The sequence below is a fragment of the Paenibacillus doosanensis genome, from assembly GCF_025060755.1.
In the GTDB taxonomy this organism is placed as follows: Bacteria; Bacillota; Bacilli; order Paenibacillales; family NBRC-103111; genus Paenibacillus_S; species Paenibacillus_S doosanensis.
In genome coordinates this window covers 87,874-104,631 of sequence record NZ_JANYUY010000026.1, presented here as the reverse complement: position 1 = coordinate 104,631, position 16,758 = coordinate 87,874, and the positions used below count along the sequence as shown (strand labels likewise).

16 protein-coding genes and 1 riboswitch are annotated in these 16,758 nt (G+C 54.3%); of the genes, 5 read left to right on the top strand and 11 right to left on the bottom strand.

Annotated features, from left to right (window positions below; translation table 11 throughout):
* Positions 1 to 180: 180 nt before the first annotated feature.
* Positions 181 to 1,467, bottom strand: a complete 1,287-nt coding sequence (locus tag N0M98_RS19075) for an adenylosuccinate synthase (RefSeq protein WP_259618853.1) — start codon at positions 1,465 to 1,467, stop codon at positions 181 to 183.
* A gap of 186 nt (positions 1,468 to 1,653) precedes the next feature.
* On the opposite strand from N0M98_RS19075, the gene N0M98_RS19070 reads away from it, so the two are divergent.
* Positions 1,654 to 2,538, top strand: coding sequence for a LysR family transcriptional regulator (locus N0M98_RS19070; protein ID WP_259618852.1), 885 nt, complete (start codon positions 1,654 to 1,656; stop codon positions 2,536 to 2,538).
* A gap of 443 nt (positions 2,539 to 2,981) precedes the next feature.
* Here the strand turns inward: N0M98_RS19070 and N0M98_RS19065 are convergent, their stop codons facing one another.
* The 3 genes from N0M98_RS19065 to N0M98_RS19055 form a co-directional block, all read right to left on the bottom strand.
* On the bottom strand, positions 2,982 to 3,794 hold the full coding sequence (locus tag N0M98_RS19065; RefSeq protein WP_249864952.1) for a DUF2935 domain-containing protein: 813 nt from the start codon (positions 3,792 to 3,794) through the stop codon (positions 2,982 to 2,984).
* 206 nt (positions 3,795 to 4,000) lie between these two features.
* Complete coding sequence (locus N0M98_RS19060) at positions 4,001 to 4,300, bottom strand: hypothetical protein (RefSeq protein ID WP_259618851.1); 300 nt, start codon at positions 4,298 to 4,300, stop codon at positions 4,001 to 4,003.
* Positions 4,301 to 4,404: 104 nt separating this feature from the next.
* A riboswitch (cyclic di-GMP riboswitch) is annotated at positions 4,405 to 4,495 on the bottom strand.
* A 421-nt stretch (positions 4,496 to 4,916) separates the two neighbouring features.
* Positions 4,917 to 6,404, bottom strand: coding sequence for an esterase-like activity of phytase family protein (locus N0M98_RS19055; protein WP_259618850.1), 1,488 nt, complete (start codon positions 6,402 to 6,404; stop codon positions 4,917 to 4,919).
* 223 nt (positions 6,405 to 6,627) lie between these two features.
* Between N0M98_RS19055 and N0M98_RS19050 the strand changes: the two genes are divergently transcribed.
* A complete protein-coding gene (locus N0M98_RS19050) occupies positions 6,628 to 7,431 on the top strand; it encodes a VOC family protein (RefSeq protein WP_259618849.1) in 804 nt (267 codons plus the stop codon).
* A 416-nt stretch (positions 7,432 to 7,847) separates the two neighbouring features.
* On the opposite strand, the gene N0M98_RS19045 is transcribed toward N0M98_RS19050, so the two are convergent.
* The 3 genes from N0M98_RS19045 to thrC form a co-directional block, all read right to left on the bottom strand.
* Positions 7,848 to 8,081 carry a YuzB family protein gene (locus tag N0M98_RS19045; protein WP_249864956.1) on the bottom strand — a complete coding sequence of 78 codons (234 nt, stop codon included), beginning with the start codon at positions 8,079 to 8,081 and terminating at the stop codon, positions 7,848 to 7,850.
* Between the two features lie 36 nt (positions 8,082 to 8,117).
* A complete protein-coding gene (locus N0M98_RS19040) occupies positions 8,118 to 8,420 on the bottom strand; it encodes an iron-sulfur cluster assembly accessory protein (RefSeq protein WP_249864957.1) in 303 nt (100 codons plus the stop codon).
* 82 nt (positions 8,421 to 8,502) lie between these two features.
* The gene (gene thrC, locus N0M98_RS19035) at positions 8,503 to 9,783 is read right to left on the bottom strand and encodes a threonine synthase (protein ID WP_259618848.1); all 1,281 of its coding nucleotides are present in this window, start codon (positions 9,781 to 9,783) and stop codon (positions 8,503 to 8,505) included.
* A gap of 137 nt (positions 9,784 to 9,920) precedes the next feature.
* Here thrC and N0M98_RS19030 point away from each other — a divergent pair, with 137 nt between their 5' ends.
* The 3 genes from N0M98_RS19030 to ytvI all read left to right on the top strand — a co-directional run bounded on the left by N0M98_RS19030 (position 9,921) and on the right by ytvI (position 12,610).
* Entirely contained in the window at positions 9,921 to 10,841 is a 921-nt protein-coding gene (locus N0M98_RS19030; protein WP_259618847.1) for a LysR substrate-binding domain-containing protein, read from the top strand.
* A gap of 294 nt (positions 10,842 to 11,135) precedes the next feature.
* Complete coding sequence (locus N0M98_RS19025) at positions 11,136 to 11,498, top strand: winged helix-turn-helix transcriptional regulator (RefSeq protein ID WP_249864960.1); 363 nt, start codon at positions 11,136 to 11,138, stop codon at positions 11,496 to 11,498.
* A 23-nt stretch (positions 11,499 to 11,521) separates the two neighbouring features.
* A complete protein-coding gene (gene ytvI / locus N0M98_RS19020; RefSeq protein WP_249864961.1) occupies positions 11,522 to 12,610 on the top strand; it encodes a sporulation integral membrane protein YtvI in 1,089 nt (362 codons plus the stop codon).
* A 230-nt stretch (positions 12,611 to 12,840) separates the two neighbouring features.
* Here the strand turns inward: ytvI and N0M98_RS19015 are convergent, their stop codons facing one another.
* From N0M98_RS19015 to rihC, 4 genes are all read right to left on the bottom strand, one after another.
* Positions 12,841 to 13,800 carry a hypothetical protein gene (locus N0M98_RS19015; RefSeq protein ID WP_259618846.1) on the bottom strand — a complete coding sequence of 320 codons (960 nt, stop codon included), beginning with the start codon at positions 13,798 to 13,800 and terminating at the stop codon, positions 12,841 to 12,843.
* A 147-nt stretch (positions 13,801 to 13,947) separates the two neighbouring features.
* Positions 13,948 to 14,184 carry a hypothetical protein gene (locus tag N0M98_RS19010; RefSeq protein WP_259618845.1) on the bottom strand — a complete coding sequence of 79 codons (237 nt, stop codon included), beginning with the start codon at positions 14,182 to 14,184 and terminating at the stop codon, positions 13,948 to 13,950.
* A 128-nt stretch (positions 14,185 to 14,312) separates the two neighbouring features.
* Positions 14,313 to 15,743, bottom strand: coding sequence for a C4-dicarboxylate transporter DcuC (dcuC, locus tag N0M98_RS19005; protein ID WP_259618844.1), 1,431 nt, complete (start codon positions 15,741 to 15,743; stop codon positions 14,313 to 14,315).
* 32 nt (positions 15,744 to 15,775) lie between these two features.
* The gene (rihC, locus tag N0M98_RS19000; RefSeq protein ID WP_259618843.1) at positions 15,776 to 16,696 is read right to left on the bottom strand and encodes a ribonucleoside hydrolase RihC; all 921 of its coding nucleotides are present in this window, start codon (positions 16,694 to 16,696) and stop codon (positions 15,776 to 15,778) included.
* Between the last annotated feature and the right edge of the window lie 62 nt (positions 16,697 to 16,758).

The window sequence follows — 16,758 nt, the reverse complement described above, 5'->3', positions numbered from 1 at the left end:
AAAGCGACTGTGCCGATTCAAAGCCAGAAGGCCACGGGCTGGTGCACTTTCCTGCACCGTCCTCGCCAAGATAACAGGCTGTCCCCAGTATCTTTGCTCCACTACATGCTCAGGGTTCCGTTTTTTTTGGTAACTTTGACGGCTTCATTTTGTAATAACAGGGACTTTTTCACCACACTTCTAACGCCGCTCGATAAAATGCTCCCGGCGCGGGCCGGTAGAGATCGACCGGATCGGCACGCCGATTCGCCGCTCCAGGAAATCGATGTAACGCTTCGCAGGCTCCGGCAGCTTATCGTATTCCGTAATGCCGGTAATATCGCATTTCCAGCCGGGCAAATACTCGTATACGGGCACGGCCTTCTCCAGAAGCGCCCCGGCGGGAAACCGCTCCGTCCTCTGGCCGTCCACCTCATAGGCGGTGCATACCGGAATGCGGTCCAAATACCCGAGCACGTCAAGCAGCGACAAAGTGACCTCGGTAGCTCCCTGCGCCATGCAGCCGTACCTCGTGGCGACGGCGTCGAACCAGCCGACCCGGCGCGGTCGCCCGGTCTTGGAGCCGAACTCGCCCCCGTCTCCTCCCCGCCGGCGCAGCTCGTCTCCTTCCGGCCCGTGCAGCTCGGTAACGAACGGCCCGGCTCCGACGCAGCTGGAGTACGCCTTGGCTACGGCAATAATGCGCCGGATGGCATGAGGCGGAACTCCCGCTCCGACGGCGGCGTATCCGGCGAGCGTAGACGAGGAGGTCGAGTACGGATAAATGCCGTGATCCGGGTCCCGCAGCGCGCCCAGCTGGCCTTCGACCAAAATCGTCTTCCCTTCCTGCAGCGCCTCATGCAGCAGTTCTGTCGTATCGCAAACGAGCGGGCGTATCGCCTCCCCGTCCTGCAGCAGCCGCTCGGCCAGCGGTTCGGCTTGCAGCGGCTCTTGCCCGTACAGATGCTCCAGCAGCACATTTTTGCTCTCCAGGGCATGGCCAAGCTTCGCCAGAAGCGTGGAGCGGTCGTACAAATCGGCGACCTGAATGCCGATCTTCAAATATTTATCCGCATAAAACGGCGCGATCCCGGACCGGGTCGATCCGAACTGCCGGCTGCCGAGCCGCTCTTCCTCGAGCGAGTCGAACAGCTCATGATAAGGCAGCACCACTTGACTGCGCTCCGAGATGCGCAAGATCGGCTCCGGCACGTTCCGCGCCTGCAATTTCTCGTATTCCTCCAGCAGTCCGCGGACATTCAGCGCCGTTCCCGGTCCGATGACATTGACGATCCGGCGGTGAAATACGCCGGACGGCAGCATATGCAGCACGAATTTGCCGTAATCGTTAATAATCGTATGCCCCGCGTTGTTCCCCCCTTGAAACCGCACGACGACATCCGCCTGCGCAGCCAGCAAATCCGTAACCTTGCCTTTTCCTTCGTCTCCCCAATTGGCCCCTACTACAGCCGTAACCGAACCTTTCACATGCATCGCTCCCTTATTCCGGATGATTAAAGGCTATCCGAACATGAACGAGGACCGGCGTACATACTCCGTCCGTCGTACAAACGCGTTTCGGCAGCCGAATGAACTTACCTTGTCATTATATTCTGTGATAAGATATAAATATAATGAATAATATGTATATCTAATATAACTGGAGATTATATCATGGATTATAACCTCGATTTATACCGCGTGTTCCTGGCGGTCGCGAAGGCGGGAAGCTTCTCCCGGGCGGCGGAAGCGCTGTTCATTACGCAGCCCGCCGTCAGCCATTCGATCAGACAGCTCGAGGAGAAGCTTGGCGGGCCGTTGTTTTTTCGCACTTCGCGGGGCGCGAAGCTAACCGTCGAAGGGGAAGTGCTGCTCCGTTACATCGGGCAAGCGTTCCAGCTGATCGCAGAGGCGGAGCACAGACTGACCGAAATGCATCAGTTGCTGAGCGGGGTCGTTCATATCGGAGCTAACGATACGCTGTGCAAGCATGTGCTGCTGCCTTATCTGGAAGCGTTTCACAAGGAGTACCCGGACGTGAAGCTGCATGTCACGAACCGCACCTCGCAGGAGACGATCAAGCTGCTTAAGGAAGGCGCCATCGATTTCGGCATCGTCAATCTTCCCGTCGACGACGCGCAGCTCAGCATCCGCCGGTGGAAGCCGCTCCACGATATTTTTGTCGCCGGGGCCAGATACAGCCATTTGCAGGGGCAAACGATGACCCCGGCGGAGCTGGCGGCCTACCCGATCATCTTGCTGGAGAGAGACAGCAGCATGCGCAAATATGCGGACCGCTATTTTCAGGCTCATCAGGTTCGCATTACCCCGGAATTCGAGCTGGGCAGTCTCGATCTGCTTATCCAATTCGCCAAGACCGGGCTCGGCATCTCCTGCGTCACCGGGCAGTTCGCCGCCGAGGAGCTGGCTTCCGGAGAGCTGTTCGAGCTGCGGTTGGAGCCGGCTATACCGCCTCGTCATATCGGCATCGTCACTTTGAAGGACGTTCCGCTGTCTTTCGCGGCGCAGACGATGCTGGAGCTGTGCCTTCAGTCCTAGCAGCGGCTCCAACTGTTTGCCGTTGCCCCTCCTCTCGCGTCGGCATCTGCGCTAATCCGCCCTCATGCGCTTGGGCCACGGCGCCCGTTAGCAGGAATCGCTTCATGCTGCGCCCTGCCGCTTTGCCCGCACTGGGACAGAGCGCAGCATGAACAAATCCCCCAAAAGTGACGTGATGCTCTGAAGCTTATTCCGTCCGCATCCAGCCTAAGCGGGATCGGTGTCTAACCCTTCCTCTGGGATCGTTCTATGGGTAGACTTTACTTTCGGGGGAGAACCCGAATATCGACAGGAAATTGCTGCGCATCATTTCCTAAACAAAAAAAGCGTCCCCTGCCGCATCCCATATGCAGCAAAGCACGCTTATTCGTTTGTAATCAGCCGCAGTCCCCGCAAATATCCGGCGGCGGTTGACGGCGCAGCTGCGTCAGAGCTGACAAGCTCTAGCCTTCCACCCTGGGCTTCGCCGGATCGCAATTCGGCGGGCGGGTATTAGAGAGGCTCGCCAGCTTAATCAGATAGTAGCATTCTTCCCGCGCCATATGGTCGGGCATCAAGGGGCTGAGCGTTCCCAGCACTTCCTTCGAGAGCGCCAGCTCCTCCAGCTCCCTCAGAAACTCCCGGAACAGCGCCATCTCCAGCTCCACTTCCTTCTGGAAGCGCGCCAGGGCCGGGAACTGCTTCAGCCTGGTCCGCATGTATCCCGCAACTTCGATCGCCTTCAAATAAAAGTCCGTGAAATGCGTTTCGAACGTGCGGCTCAGCTCGAGCAGACGCCGTTCCGTCATATCCAGGTCGGCCGCTATGGAGCCGGCATGGCCCGCCGCATCGGCAAGCCATACCAAGTGATGATGGATTTCGTCAAACACCGGGGCCGGCTCCCCGATTCTCAGAAAGGCGAGCACCCGGATATATTCCTCCGCCTCGTTAACCATATGATTTATGAACGTAGGCGGAAGCGAAATGACCACGCGGCCGTCAAGCGACCGCTCCAGCAGATGCAGCTTAAAGGCCCGCAGCTCCTGCACCCGCCGGAAAGCCGCCTCGCTCAGCTGAACCCATGAAGCTCCGTTCAGCGGACGTCGCGAATCGTTAAGCAACGCGTCGAACGTGCGGATGAAACAAACGGCCCGGCCGATCTCTTCTTCTTCAGAAGGAGCGAGCGCATCTCTGATAAAGCGGGCGTGATCGCCGCAAACCTGCAGCCAGAACGGATGCTCGAATGAAGCGGACGATACGTAAGCAGATGGTTCCACGGAGCTTTCCTCCTTCAGGCGGCTTCGCTCCTTCCGAGCCCGCCTTCGCAGCAATGGTGGCAACGCTGGGCGAATGCCCAGGTCGTTCTTGATAAGCATAGTATGCTTACGCCTCCCGCTTGGTGTCACGTACGGGCAAATAAAAACGCTCCGCAGCCCATCCCTCATTGTCGCCGCACCCGGCTCCCGGCTCGATTGCCCGCCGCTTAAGCCAGTCTTCTCGTTTCCAATCTACAGCTCAAATAATCGTACAGGCTCAAGAACAAATCATTGACAAAGCCGCAGCGAAACGAGAACTTCACTTCGCCGTACCAGTAAAAGCTCAGCAAATGGCTGTTTTTCCCCATGACCATCTCCACGTCCCAGCATGGGTAACGCAGGTCGAACACTTCCTGATTCATAAACATTTTCGGGCCTTCGCTCGATAAATAAACGCCGATCATCTTCCCTTCGATAACCGTAAAAAAAACTTCCTTCGTCATAAACTCCCGCTCTTCGTTAGACATCGTCTTTCAACCCTCCGCATTACTTGAATGACGTATCCCACAAACATCGAAAAGACTCCTCGTAGCCTCGGCGGGAGTCCGCTGCATATGCGTATCACCGATCCTTCGGCAGCTGGCTGGCAGAACGGACCGATCCGTTCGATAGCCCCTATAGCTTTGCGTCACAGGCTTTCGCCTGCTTTGCCATTATCGAGTTCGAAATTTGTCAATTCGTGTAACAAAATACGACAACAATAGCATATAAGATACGCATAGCGGAATGCATGTTGCTAATTGACTATTTTTCGCCTGTCTACATGGACTTTAGACTCATTTCTGGCTCGTAATGCCGCGACGATCAAACTATTTTCCCGCAAACGCAACATAGGCTCCGGTCGCAAACGGCGGCTGCCGTCATAATCCGCAAGCAGGATATCTCGCGGACAATGGACCTAGGAGTCTGTCCGATGAACCACGTACTCCTTCGGACAAACTCCTACAGCTTGGGAGATAATGTATATCGGACACTGTCTACCAGATGTCCGCGCTCCGTTCGGCGGCAGTTAATATCAAAGACTTGTTCTACGGCAAAAAAACTCCCTGCCTACTGGCAAGGAGATTTCGGCGATTAGCCGTTTTACTTTAATTCCTCGTTCACCGTGATAACATACATTTGCGTCGGATTCTGATTGACCTGCAGCTGGCCTTGCTCGTCGTAGCCGTCCACGCCGAAATCATTGTCGTTGACAACCGCGATCGTATGTTCGTTGACGACAGCGAGCCCTTCCAGCTTCTCATGCGGATAACCGAGCTTGGCTACATCTACGACCAATTCCTTGCTCACAGGCGCGATGCCCTTCGCCTTCAGCTGCTCGATGCTCAGCGCCTCCGCTTGCTCGCTGTCGGCAGTTCCTAACAGATTCGTCGCTTTGGAAAAGTCCGCTTTATAAATTCGCTTCAGCTGCGCTTCGTCGCCGGCGTTTTTATCGCGCTCGTCAACCAGCACCGTATCTTGGCTTAACGCCGACAAGTCGCTGATGACAATATCTTTTTGCTTCACATTCCGGAACATCGAGGCGTCCTCGGCAATATACAAGTATTCTCCGACGACCGTTTTGCTGCTCAAATCCATCTTGAGAATGCGCAGGTTGCGCGATTTTTCCCCGGTTTTCTGATCGGGAACGGCCATCGGGCTTTGAATCGAGGTGTACAAATACCGGCCGTCCGGAGAAATCGTCACGCCCTCGAAGCCGCGGTTGGCGATGCGGTTGTTGTAAGCCGCAGGCAAAATATCGTAAATATCCGTCTGCGCTCCGGCAGCCAGCAGCTTGTCCTTGGCCCCTTGCGGCACATAACGGCCCAAGATCGTTCCGTCCCGCTTCACCTGCAAAATCGAAGGGCGGTATTCGTCGGACAGCCAGAATGTGTCGTCGCTCGGGCTGTAGGCGATGCCTTCAAGGTCCAAGCCGTCCGGGTCATAGCCCAGCTTCTTCGTTCCGGTACCGTCGTAAGGCACCTCGTCGCCTTCTTGTAAATTCGGCATGCCTGTGACATCGGACGTACCGGTATATACGTCTTTTCTGCCGTCGGGCAAATGCAGCTTGATCGTCTCCAGCATCTCGATCGTGCCGTTGGCCGCCTTGATCTTGTACATTCTCGGAACGTACGTGTCGTCCGGGAAGGTGCGAAGCTTGTCCTTGCCGAATTCGCCGTTCGGCCCGCGGTCTGCCAGCGTGTAGAAGACGTCCTCCGGATCGCCGGGCATATGCAGCAGTCCCGAGAATCCCCCTTCCTTGATGCTTCCTGTCAGCTCGGGCGGATTTTTCCATTCATGCACTGCGGCAACCTTCGGCTGGTCTTTCAGACGGATCGATTGAGTCCATTCGTTCCATTCCACCTGCTTGCCGAGCGCCTCGCCGATCGCGCGCAGCGGCACATACGTGCTGCCGTCGATCACGACAGGCTCCTTATCCATCGAAACGGCTTGTCCGTTCGAAAACACATTGAATTTCACGGCTTGCGCCTCCAGCTGCGACTGCGCCGCCTGAACCGACGACGCGCCCGCCAACGCGCAAAGCGCAAGTGTCGCGATCATCCATTTTCTTTTTTTCATCCCATGTTTCATCGATTCGTTCCCCCCAGTGAAATAACGACTGTATCCTCTTTCAGCATAAGAGAGGAACGTTTGCGGAATGTCATCGGAATTTTAAAAAATGGTAAAGCAACCTGTGAAACGATTGATATATAGTTATAACCTATAAACAGAATACTATTATATATTAGACCTATATCCTTTTATTGGTTACAATCATCTCACCCATTTAATTCCGGAAAGGAGTGCACCTTCCATGATAACTCACTTCTCCCAGCTTCAATTACAAACGGTTTCGATTCGAGGCGTTAAACAATTTTATCACGAACAGCTGCGCTTCCCTGTCGTTTACGAGTCCGACCATGAGATCCTTCTCCAACCGGCCGAATACTTTACATTATCTTTTAAGGAGGCTGCTGAACCGTTGGCTCCGGCCCATTTTGCATTCGAGGTCCCTTACTCTGACTTTAACAACGTAGTCGACTGGCTGCAACGTACGGGGAATGTTACCCTTCTAAAATGGCCGAACGGCAGGATCATTGACGATTTTGAAACCGGGCTGAATGTTTACTTTCGAGATGGCGACGGCAATTTATTGGAAATCATTGCTCATAATTACATTACAGAAGGAATACTGACTCCTTGCGGAGAGCTGAAAATATTGTATCTCAGAGAGGTCGGGTTCCCGGTGGACAGTGTGGCCGACTTTAGAGCGTTGTTAGTCGAACTTTTTAATTTCAGCCTCGCCAAAGTATATGATAATTTTACCTTTGCAATCGGGGGGACGGCGCATGCGGTTATTGCTTCGAAGCAGCGAAAATGGATTCCTATTGCCATGACCGCCTTACCGCCGACGATGAACGTAAGCTTTGGGATAAGCAGTCTCGATTTTATTGAAAAGGTCAAAACCAATTTAACTGCAAAAGGCATCCCTTATGAAAGCGATGAACATTGTCAGCTTCATTTTCAGATCAAAGAATACAGCTTCCGCTTAGGCCTTACCGATTTTCCCGATAAAGCCCCTGCGCTTTTAAATTTGCCTTATTCGAGATTGGGTTAGACCCCCCCGGGATCTTTATATCGCTGGGTCCTGCCGTTCCCGTAAATAGCCCCACGAAGCTGATTCAGGTACTTTGCGGGGAGCCCCGAAATTTATAAAACTGTGAACAAATCCCCCAAAAGTGACGTGATGCTCTGAAGCTTATTCCGTCCGCATCCAGCCTAAGCTGGATCGGCGTCTAACCATTCCTCTGGGATCGTTCTATGGGTAGGCATTCCTTTCGGGGGAGCCCACGGATTTCCACAGGATATGGCTGCGCATCATTTCTTAAACAACAAAAAAAGCGTTTAGTCCGCAGACTAAACGCTTCTTACATGTCCGGTCATTGTATGCATGGCGTGCAGCCTCTTGTTCAACGGGATTGGGGGATTCCCGCCCGCCCGCGGCATTCCGCCTCAACTTGCAAGCACAGCGGCCTATCCGGATACTTTCTTCACGTATTTCTTCGCCTTCTCGATCGCTTCGTCCTCCGTAGCTCCCGTCACATAACGCCCGTTAATAAAAATAAAGGCGAACCGCGAACAAGGCCCGCAGTAGGATTTGCATCCCACTTTAATGTCGGCGTCGGGGGCCAGCTTCTGAAGCTTCGATACGGCGGTTTTCATTTTCATATGCTTGCATTTATCGCAAACGCGTATATCGTTAGCCATTGCCCAAAACCAGATCCTTTCGTAACCGCAGGCGGCTTAGTGGTCGCCGTGGTTCCCCTTGCTAGGATTGGTTACCGCAAAGCCTTCTTCCGGTGTGTAGAAATAATCGATGCGCACGCCGTCGAGCAGCGGCTCGTCCTTCTGCAAAATGACGTCGATGTTTTTGTCCGTGCTGACTACTTCATCCTTGTCCGTAGGCGTATCGAGACTCATCCCGTAGTGGGCGTGGTCGCCATGGCTGTGCGTAATGTATACGCGAAGCTTCAGATCCTTGTTTTCTTCTTTCTCCAATTCAGCCAAAAGCATTTTTGCGGCGTTGCGCGAAATTTTGCAGTTCATCTATATGACATCTCCCACTGTTGGTTTTCTCCTTATTGTAAAGAAACCTGTCCGGGAAAGCAACCCGCTGAAGCGGTTTTCTTCAGCACTCCGAGACCAGCTTGCGCACCGCTTCCGGCTGAAGCTCCGCCGAATGGATAGCATTGGCAAAGGCCCCTCGCGTCCCGGAATCCAGGTGATACTCCCGAACCGCATCCGTATCTTTGAGAAGATGGCCGGTCAACAGGCATACGACCGTTTCGTCGGCGCCGACGGTCCCCTCGCCGACCAGCTTCTTCAGCCCCGCTACCGATGCGGCGGAGGCAGGCTCGCAGCCGATGCCGCTGCGGTCGATAACAGCCTTGGCGTCCATAATCTCCCGGTCAGAGACGGAGACCGTGACGCCGCCGGTCGGCCGGATCGTATAGCGCAGCGCCTTTTTCCAGCTGGGCGGGTTGCCGATGTTCAGCGCGCTCGCTCTGGTGCGAGGCTGCGGCTCCGCGACAAGCTGGGCCGCCTCCGCGGCGACCATCCGGTGGAAGGGACTCGCTCCTTCCGCCTGAACGACGGCCACCCGCGGCAGCTTATCGATAAAGCCGAGCTGCTTCAGCTCTCGCAAGCCTTTACCCAGCGCGGTCGCGTTGCTGAGCGCCCCGCCGGGCAGGACGATCCAGTCGGGCAGCTTCCAGCCGAGCTGGTGCGCCGTTTCGAAAATAATGCTTTTCTGCCCTTCGATCCGAAAGGGATTGATCGAATTGCAGACATACAGCCCCAGCGCCTCGCTATGCTCTTCGCTGAAGCGGATACCGTCATCATAAGTGCCGCGAAAAGAGAGCAGGCTCGCGCCGTATGCCAGCGTCTGCAGCACCTTATTCATCGATATATCTCTGTCCGGCAGCAGCACGTAGGACGAGCAGCCGGCCAGCGCGGCATACATCGCCAGCGAAGAGGACGTATTGCCGGTGGAGGTGCACGTAAATTTCGTATAGCCGAGCGAGCGCCCGTGCGAGACGGCCACGGTCATGCCGTTATCCTTGAACGAGCCGCTCGGATTCTCGCTCTGCGCCTTGAGCAGCAGCCGGCGCACTCCCGCATAGGCTGCCGTCGGCGCCGAATCGTACAGGCCGGTGTTGCCCTCATACTTCGTCGTGATAAAGGATTCCGGCAGCTCCGGAGCAATCAGCTCCTTATATCTCCATACACCGCCGGCATAAGGAGTCATTCTCTCCGCCAGCCTGCGGTCGAATAATTGCTTCAGCCGCTCGGCGTCCATGCCCCGGAAATCATGCGCCATGTCCAGAAGCCCTCCGCACGGACATAAAAACGGGTTGTTCACCTGCTCCGACGATAATACTTTGCCGCAATCTACACATTCGAATGTCATCGTAAGCCAGCCTCCAATACGAATTGAGTTTCTATCGCTTACGAATTACAATAAAGGAGATTCAAGCATAAATCTAATATATGTAATCTTAGTTTATATAAAATTAATTTATGAATTGAAATCAAGGAGGCGATCCTATGAATTTGCACGCCTTGAAGCTTTTTTACGAGGCGGCCAGCCGGGGCAGTGTGACGCGGGCTGCGGAAGCGCTGCATATTAGCCAGCCCGCCGTCACCGCGCAAATCCGCAATCTGGAGCAGGAGCTGGGCGTAGCCCTGCTCGCCTCCCAGGGCAGGGGCATCCGGCTCACCGAGGCCGGCGAGATGCTGCATGGCTGCGCCGCCAAGCTGTTCGCGCTGGAGCAGGAAATGGACGCCAGAATAGCCGATTACCGGCAGGGCGTCCAAGGCAAGCTGCGGATTGCGGCGACCTACCTCCCGGCTAACCATTTGCTGCCGGGATGGATGGCCGCCTTCAAGCAGCTTCATGAGCGCATCGAACTGACGCTCACGACGGCGAACTCGCGCAGCGCCTATGAGAAGCTGCTGCATTACGAAGCCGATCTGGCCGTGATCGGCGGCAGCAAGGAAGCGCCGGCGGGCGTAACGCGGGAGGAACTGCTCGAGGACGAGCTATGGTTCGTCGTTCCCGCAGGACACCGGCTGGCCGGAGCCCTCGTCTCCCTCGCCGAGATGATGAAGGAGCCGTTCATCGTCCGCGAGGAAGGCAGCTCGACCCGGGAGAAGCTGCTGGCGCTCTGCCGTCTTCACAATCTCGCGCCCCCGCGCGTCGGACTCCAGTTCAACGGCCCGAATGAAACGATCCGCGCCGTGATGGCCGGCTACGGAGCGAACCTCCTGTCCGCGCTGGAGGTAAGCGAATATATCCGGCAGGGCGCCGTCGCGCGAGTGCAGGTCGACGGGGTTCGGCTTGCCAACCCCATCGCGGTCTGCCGCCGTTCCGGCGAAGAGCTGTCTCCGTCGGCCGGACAGTTCCTTGCCTTCGCCAAGGAGCAGATGCTAAGCCTGGACGCCGGTAACGATGGTAACGCCGGGTAGCTAAGGTCAGCTCCCTAATGCCGGCTCTCCGGCAGGCCCAGCCTGCATCTACCGTCCCCATGCGCAGCGCTCGGCGCGCGTTGCGGCGCTGCGCGGCGGTCGGCGGTCGGTCGTCGAACCCCGCGGAAGGCTTCTCTGCGAAGCCTGCGCCGCGGGAAGCTTGCTATTTTACAGTTTCTTCATTACTATGGATAATAACGGGGGATAGTAGCGGGGCCATCGTCGCGTTAATGCACTTTGGATACTTGCTTACCTCATGGTAATTAATATATGTAAGGGAAAGGATGGTTCGTCATGTCTGTACCTGAAAGCCAAGCCAACAAGGCCGTTTCGAGCAACTACATCCCTAAACAACCCACTCACATCGAATGCTCCATCGAAAAAACGCTGGATGCAATAGGCGGCAAATGGTCGTTCCTCGTCCTTCGGGAATTGTTCGACGGAACCAAACGCTTCGGCGAGCTGCAAAAGCGAATCAAATCGATCAGTCCCAAATCGCTGACCGAAACGCTGCGCCACCTGGAGGAAGAAGGCGTGCTGGAGCGAACCGCTTACCCCACCGTACCCGTCACCGTAGAATATACGTTAACGCCCAAGGGACATGATCTTCACCCGATTTTGAAAGCGATGAAACTTTGGGCCGCCAAGTGGTCCTAATTTTCCCTTGACGAGGTGTATGCATGATAGCGTTTTACCAGAAGTATTGGAGAACCGTATTTGACATTGCGCTGCTGCTGCTGACCGTTTATTTGTTCATGTTGTTGTTCAGCTATTTGTACGGCATCGCCACGCCAATTTTTCTCGCGTTTATCGTTTATTGGATCATCGAGCCGCTGGCTCGCTTCCTGCGGAGCAAAGGACTCGCCAAGAGCATAGCCTCGGCCATCTCCACCATCGTCTTTATTCTTGTCATCCTCGGGGTCATCACAGGGGCCGGCGTCATCTTCACAAGCCAGCTGCTCAACCTGAAGGACAAGCTGCCCGAATATTCGGCCATACTGCAAAACCAAATCGTGCTGAAAACGCAGTTTCTGCACGACCGTCTGGAGACGATGCCTGCGCTGCCCGACGATGTTGTGCAGAAAATTACCGAGTATTCCACGGAAATTACGCAGAAGCTGACCACATGGGCGGGGCAGCTGCTGACCGGCATGTTTACGATGCTGACCAGCTTCTCGACCTTTGTCGTCAATTTCGTCATCGCTATCATCCTGGCTTACTTCCTTAGCATCGAGATCGAATCGTGGAAAAAAGCGGCGCGGGACCATACCCCCAAAACGTTCAAGGCGGCCTTCACTTTCCTGAAGGACAACGTGCTGAAGGGCATCGTCGGCTATGTCAAAGCGCAGGCGAAGCTAATTAGCCTGACGTTCATCGTCATTTTTGTGGCGCTGATGATTCTGGGCGTAAAAAATTCATTCTCTATCGCCCTGCTGTCCGCCATATTCGATGTGCTGCCGCTGCTCGGCGTCTCGACCTTGTTCATTCCATGGATCATCTATTTGTTCGTCGTAGGCCAGACGGTGCTCGCCATATGGCTGGCCGCGCTGTTAATCGTGGTGATTCTGGTGAGGCAGATTATGGAGCCCAAAATTACGGGGGATTCGCTCGGCGTCTCGGCGTTCACGATGCTGTCTTTCATGATCATTTCGTTGTCCTTGTTCGGCGTGGCCGGGCTGATTCTCTCCCCGGTTCTCATCATTACGATCAAGGCGCTGTACGAGCAGGGCTACCTGCAACAGTGGATTCACTGGCCCGAAGGCGAGTAAGCCGAATAAGCGGATCTTATCATTACATAACTCAACCTTCGCATCTAATGAATCAGCGTAAGACCACATATGTACTAGATTTGTGACGGGGAGATGGCATTATTGTCATCTCCTTTGTCGTTTGGAGATTAGCCTTGATTTTATGATTCCGTGGAAAAATAAGGGTGGAGCATTAAGCAGGGAGAGAACGGGAGAAATAGCCGCGAATGCGGTTAACGAAGTATCGTATCTTAGGGCATCAGCAGACGGTCGAGTCCGATAGCACTGATCAGCATGCGTTCCTTTTTGTTTTCGAGCAGCTGCTGAGTCCAATCCACAAATCCGCCATCGCCAATATTGTACTCGCGTCCGCCAATCGTTGTTTTGATCGTAAACTGCAGTCCTTTGTAGTAGGCATTTTCAGAAGAAGCTGCATTGACTTTAACCGTCAGATCAGGCGCCTGCTCCCCGATGTGCCGAATGATCCGTTCAAGTAGCCCTTCGCTGTCGGTGTACCCGCCTCGCGCATTAATGATTATTTCGATTTCTGCTTGATACTGCGACCGAAAAATCTGCCTGTACACCGCAATATGTTCCCAGATTGCCTGCTTCTCGAATCCGTATGAGCCGATGTCCTTCCCGGAAGTAACCATCGCATAAAGGCTGAAATGGGCCAGCATGCCAGGCAGATTCGGAAATTTCTGCGCCCTTACATGCCGATGCGTCGAGGAGAAACGCACCGGGTCGGAATGATTTTGCAGGTCGCCCGACTTGACGCCGTCCGCAATATGAAGGGCGATTACATTGGTCACGTCCGCGACAACCTCTGTTCCCCGCAGCGCTGAAATAATTTTGTTCTGATCGGCCGGAGCAACGACCGAGCACGAGCCGAGCGGAGCTACAGGCGACAGCTGGATTGGCGTATACTTATGGCTCTGCGCGATTCTAAGCAGTTCGAGTTCCAATTGCTTCAATGCGATGGGATCGACAGCTGCCGGCTTCACGAACCGATTTTCTTTATAACTACGCAAAAGCTCACCCGGCGATCTACTGGCACTCCGCTCCCGAAAAACTTCCAGCAATAGCGTGTTCAGCTCCGAACCCGACTTGCCTGTGGATAGCAGTTCGACGAGCTCATCCCGTTCAAGCTTGCGGAGAACGCCTCCGATTTCATCATTTCCACGCCCCGCTTCATTCTTTTCCCTCGACATCTCATCGCCCCCATTCCCAATATTTTACCAAACGGTTGATGTTATATCTATCCTCTGAGGGAGCTGAATCCACTGCGTAGGCGGAAATATCTTGCGGAGGCAGCAAAAATAGAGCGCAAACCATTCAAGGTTCGCGCCCTCTCGGCGTCAACGGGCCAAATATTTACGCTCCGCCCGGTCGGTAAATATATTCATCAAGAAAAGCGTAACGGCAATGTCGTCTACCGGCATCCAAGGCATCAGGTCCGGCATGACCCAATAAACCAGCACGGGGACGGCGAACAGCAGCTTTTCCCGCACAGGCACCTTGGGGGAAGCGAGCAGCGGGCCGATGCGCCGAAACACATGACCCCAGTAACGAAACGATAACAACCGTTTCCACATCAGGTATCCCTCCTTCGAGGCTAGGCGGTTTGCAGACCCTTTTCCTATAGTATAACGTTATTTTTATGTTAAAACAAAAAGCAGCCGCCCTCCGAACGGAGAGAAGCCGCTTTTTTATTTACAAAAATTTACAGAAAGACAATCATGGATAGCAGGAACATAAAGATAACGCCGACGATCATCGGAACCGAGGTTCTTTTGACAATCGCGATCGGATCGACCTTAATCGTTCCGGCAACGATTAGCGTAACCGCAGCTACAGGCGAAACCGCGCGGAACAGATTGCCCGACAACCCAAGCGGTACAGAGATGGCGATCGGACTGATTCCCGCCGCTTCCGCGAGCGGTACGATCAACGGTACCATGGCGAAAATAAGCGCGGTGCCGCTTCCGCTCAAAATAACGATCAGCGCGGTCAAAGCGACCAGAATCAGCGGCAGAATGAAGTCCAGCCCATTACCTTGAATACGCTGCATGGAGTCTTGAAGCTCTCCGACCAGACCGATCGACTTTAAACCGGTTACAAACACGGAAGCCGCTACCAGCAGCGCGACGATCGGAATAGCGCCGCCCATCCCTTTAAAGAACGATTCCGTCTTCTCCAGGACGCTTTTGCCGCTCCGATGTCTAATTAATTCGCACACAATGGCAAATACTAATGAAACGAGAGTAGCCACCTCGACGCTAATATTGATCGATTTGCCCGTCGTCATCTGCACGGCGTAAGAGCCAAGCAGCAAAATGATCGGGAAGACCGGCAAAATCGCGTAAACCGTCTTATATAAAGCGCCTCCGCTGACGACAGTTTCTTTGCCCGTTTCGATAACTTCGGGTTCTTGTCCGGCTTGCGCCTGCCGGTTGGCTTTCTTGTCCATTCTCTTCTGCCACAAAAAGTGCACGATCGCGATCAGCAGCAGCGTAGGAATGGAAACGACGGCATGGTATTTAAACACGTAATCCGACACGGAAATATTGGCGAACGCTGCATGCTTGGCCAGCTCCTGGGCGATCGCCACATTGTCGCTTCCGAGCGGAGTCGGCACGATCGTCGCCGAAGTCGCGATCACCGCGCCTGCCGTCAAAGCGGACATGCCTGCTTTTCTCAAAATCGGGAACAACGTAGCGAGCAAAATGATTGCGAGATTCGAAGCGCTCGGAATGACGAGCGACAATAGGTTTCCGATCAGAAATACGACCGGAACGAGCACATAGACGGATTTGATTTTGGCGATCGGCTTCGACAAGACGCTGACGGTGACTTCGTTAGCGCCGATCGAGGACATATAAGCCGTGTACCCGCCCAACAGCAGAACGATGAAGCCTGCGGCGGACAGCGTCTGCTTAAACTGGACGACGATCACCTGCAGCGGGTCCAGCCATACCGAGCCTGTCGTCGCAAAATCTTTCAAATCGATCTTTTGCCCCATAAAGATACTGAGCAAAATAAGAATCGAGCCCATCAAAAACAGCGTAATTTTGATATCCATTTTTTTGATCAGCATTACGATAACGATGAGCACGGCAATAATAGCAGAAGCATACATAACTAGATTGGACATGGTTGTTTTCCTCCCGATTCCTCTGGCTGCGCTTAATTACATTTTTGCAGGCTTTCCATGAACCATTGCTTGAAGAGATGCGGGTCTATATCCACACAAACTTTGGCGTTGGCCGGCTGCTTCAAATAGTTTTTCAAATCGACGACGGTACATCCGCTAGTTAGCGATCCGTTCAGCTCCACATCGACGAACGTTTCCGCCACTTCGAACATGTCAGGACGCAGCAAATAAGCAACGGCGCAGCTGTCGTACATCTTCAGTCCGGTTTTCATGCTTCCGCCTCTATACTTCTGGAATAACTGATACATCATATGCCCGGTCTTGTTCATGACCTTTAACTTCTCGCTGTCTTCAGGGTAAACAAGCGCCTTCAGGCCGACGTCGAGTCCTACCATCACAAGAGGCAGTCCGCTTTGGAAGACGATTTTGGCCGCTTCCGGATCGGCGTAAATATTGAATTCCGCCATCACTCCCGCATTGCCCCGGCCGGTAGATCCGCCCATCAATACGATTTCGGCGATACGTTCCTTCACTTCCGGATACATATGGAGCAAGAGGGCGATATTCGTCAGCGGGCCGATCGGAACGATTGTGACCGGCGCCTCGCTGTCCATAATGACGCGGCGCATCGCGTTGACGGCATGCTCTTGCAGCAGCTGACCTTCGTCCGGTTGTTCGAAATCGTAGCCGTCCATTCCCGTCGGGCCGTGGATATCGCTCGCGTCGATCGGCTCCTTAATTAGCGGTATGCGCGCACCCGCGGCAACAGGAACATCCTTATTGAAAAATTTCATCAACCGCAGCGCGTTAAAGGTCACCTTATCCAGGCTTACATTGCCTGCCACTGTAGTAATCAAACGAACGTCCAATTGGTCGCTGTACAGCGCGATAGCGAGTGCGACTGCATCGTCAATCCCCGGGTCGGTATCGATAATAATAGGTCTCTTGGTCATTTTCTTCGTTCCTCCCTGAATTCAATAAGCATTAAGTAAGCGATCTCATTGCATGCGGACTG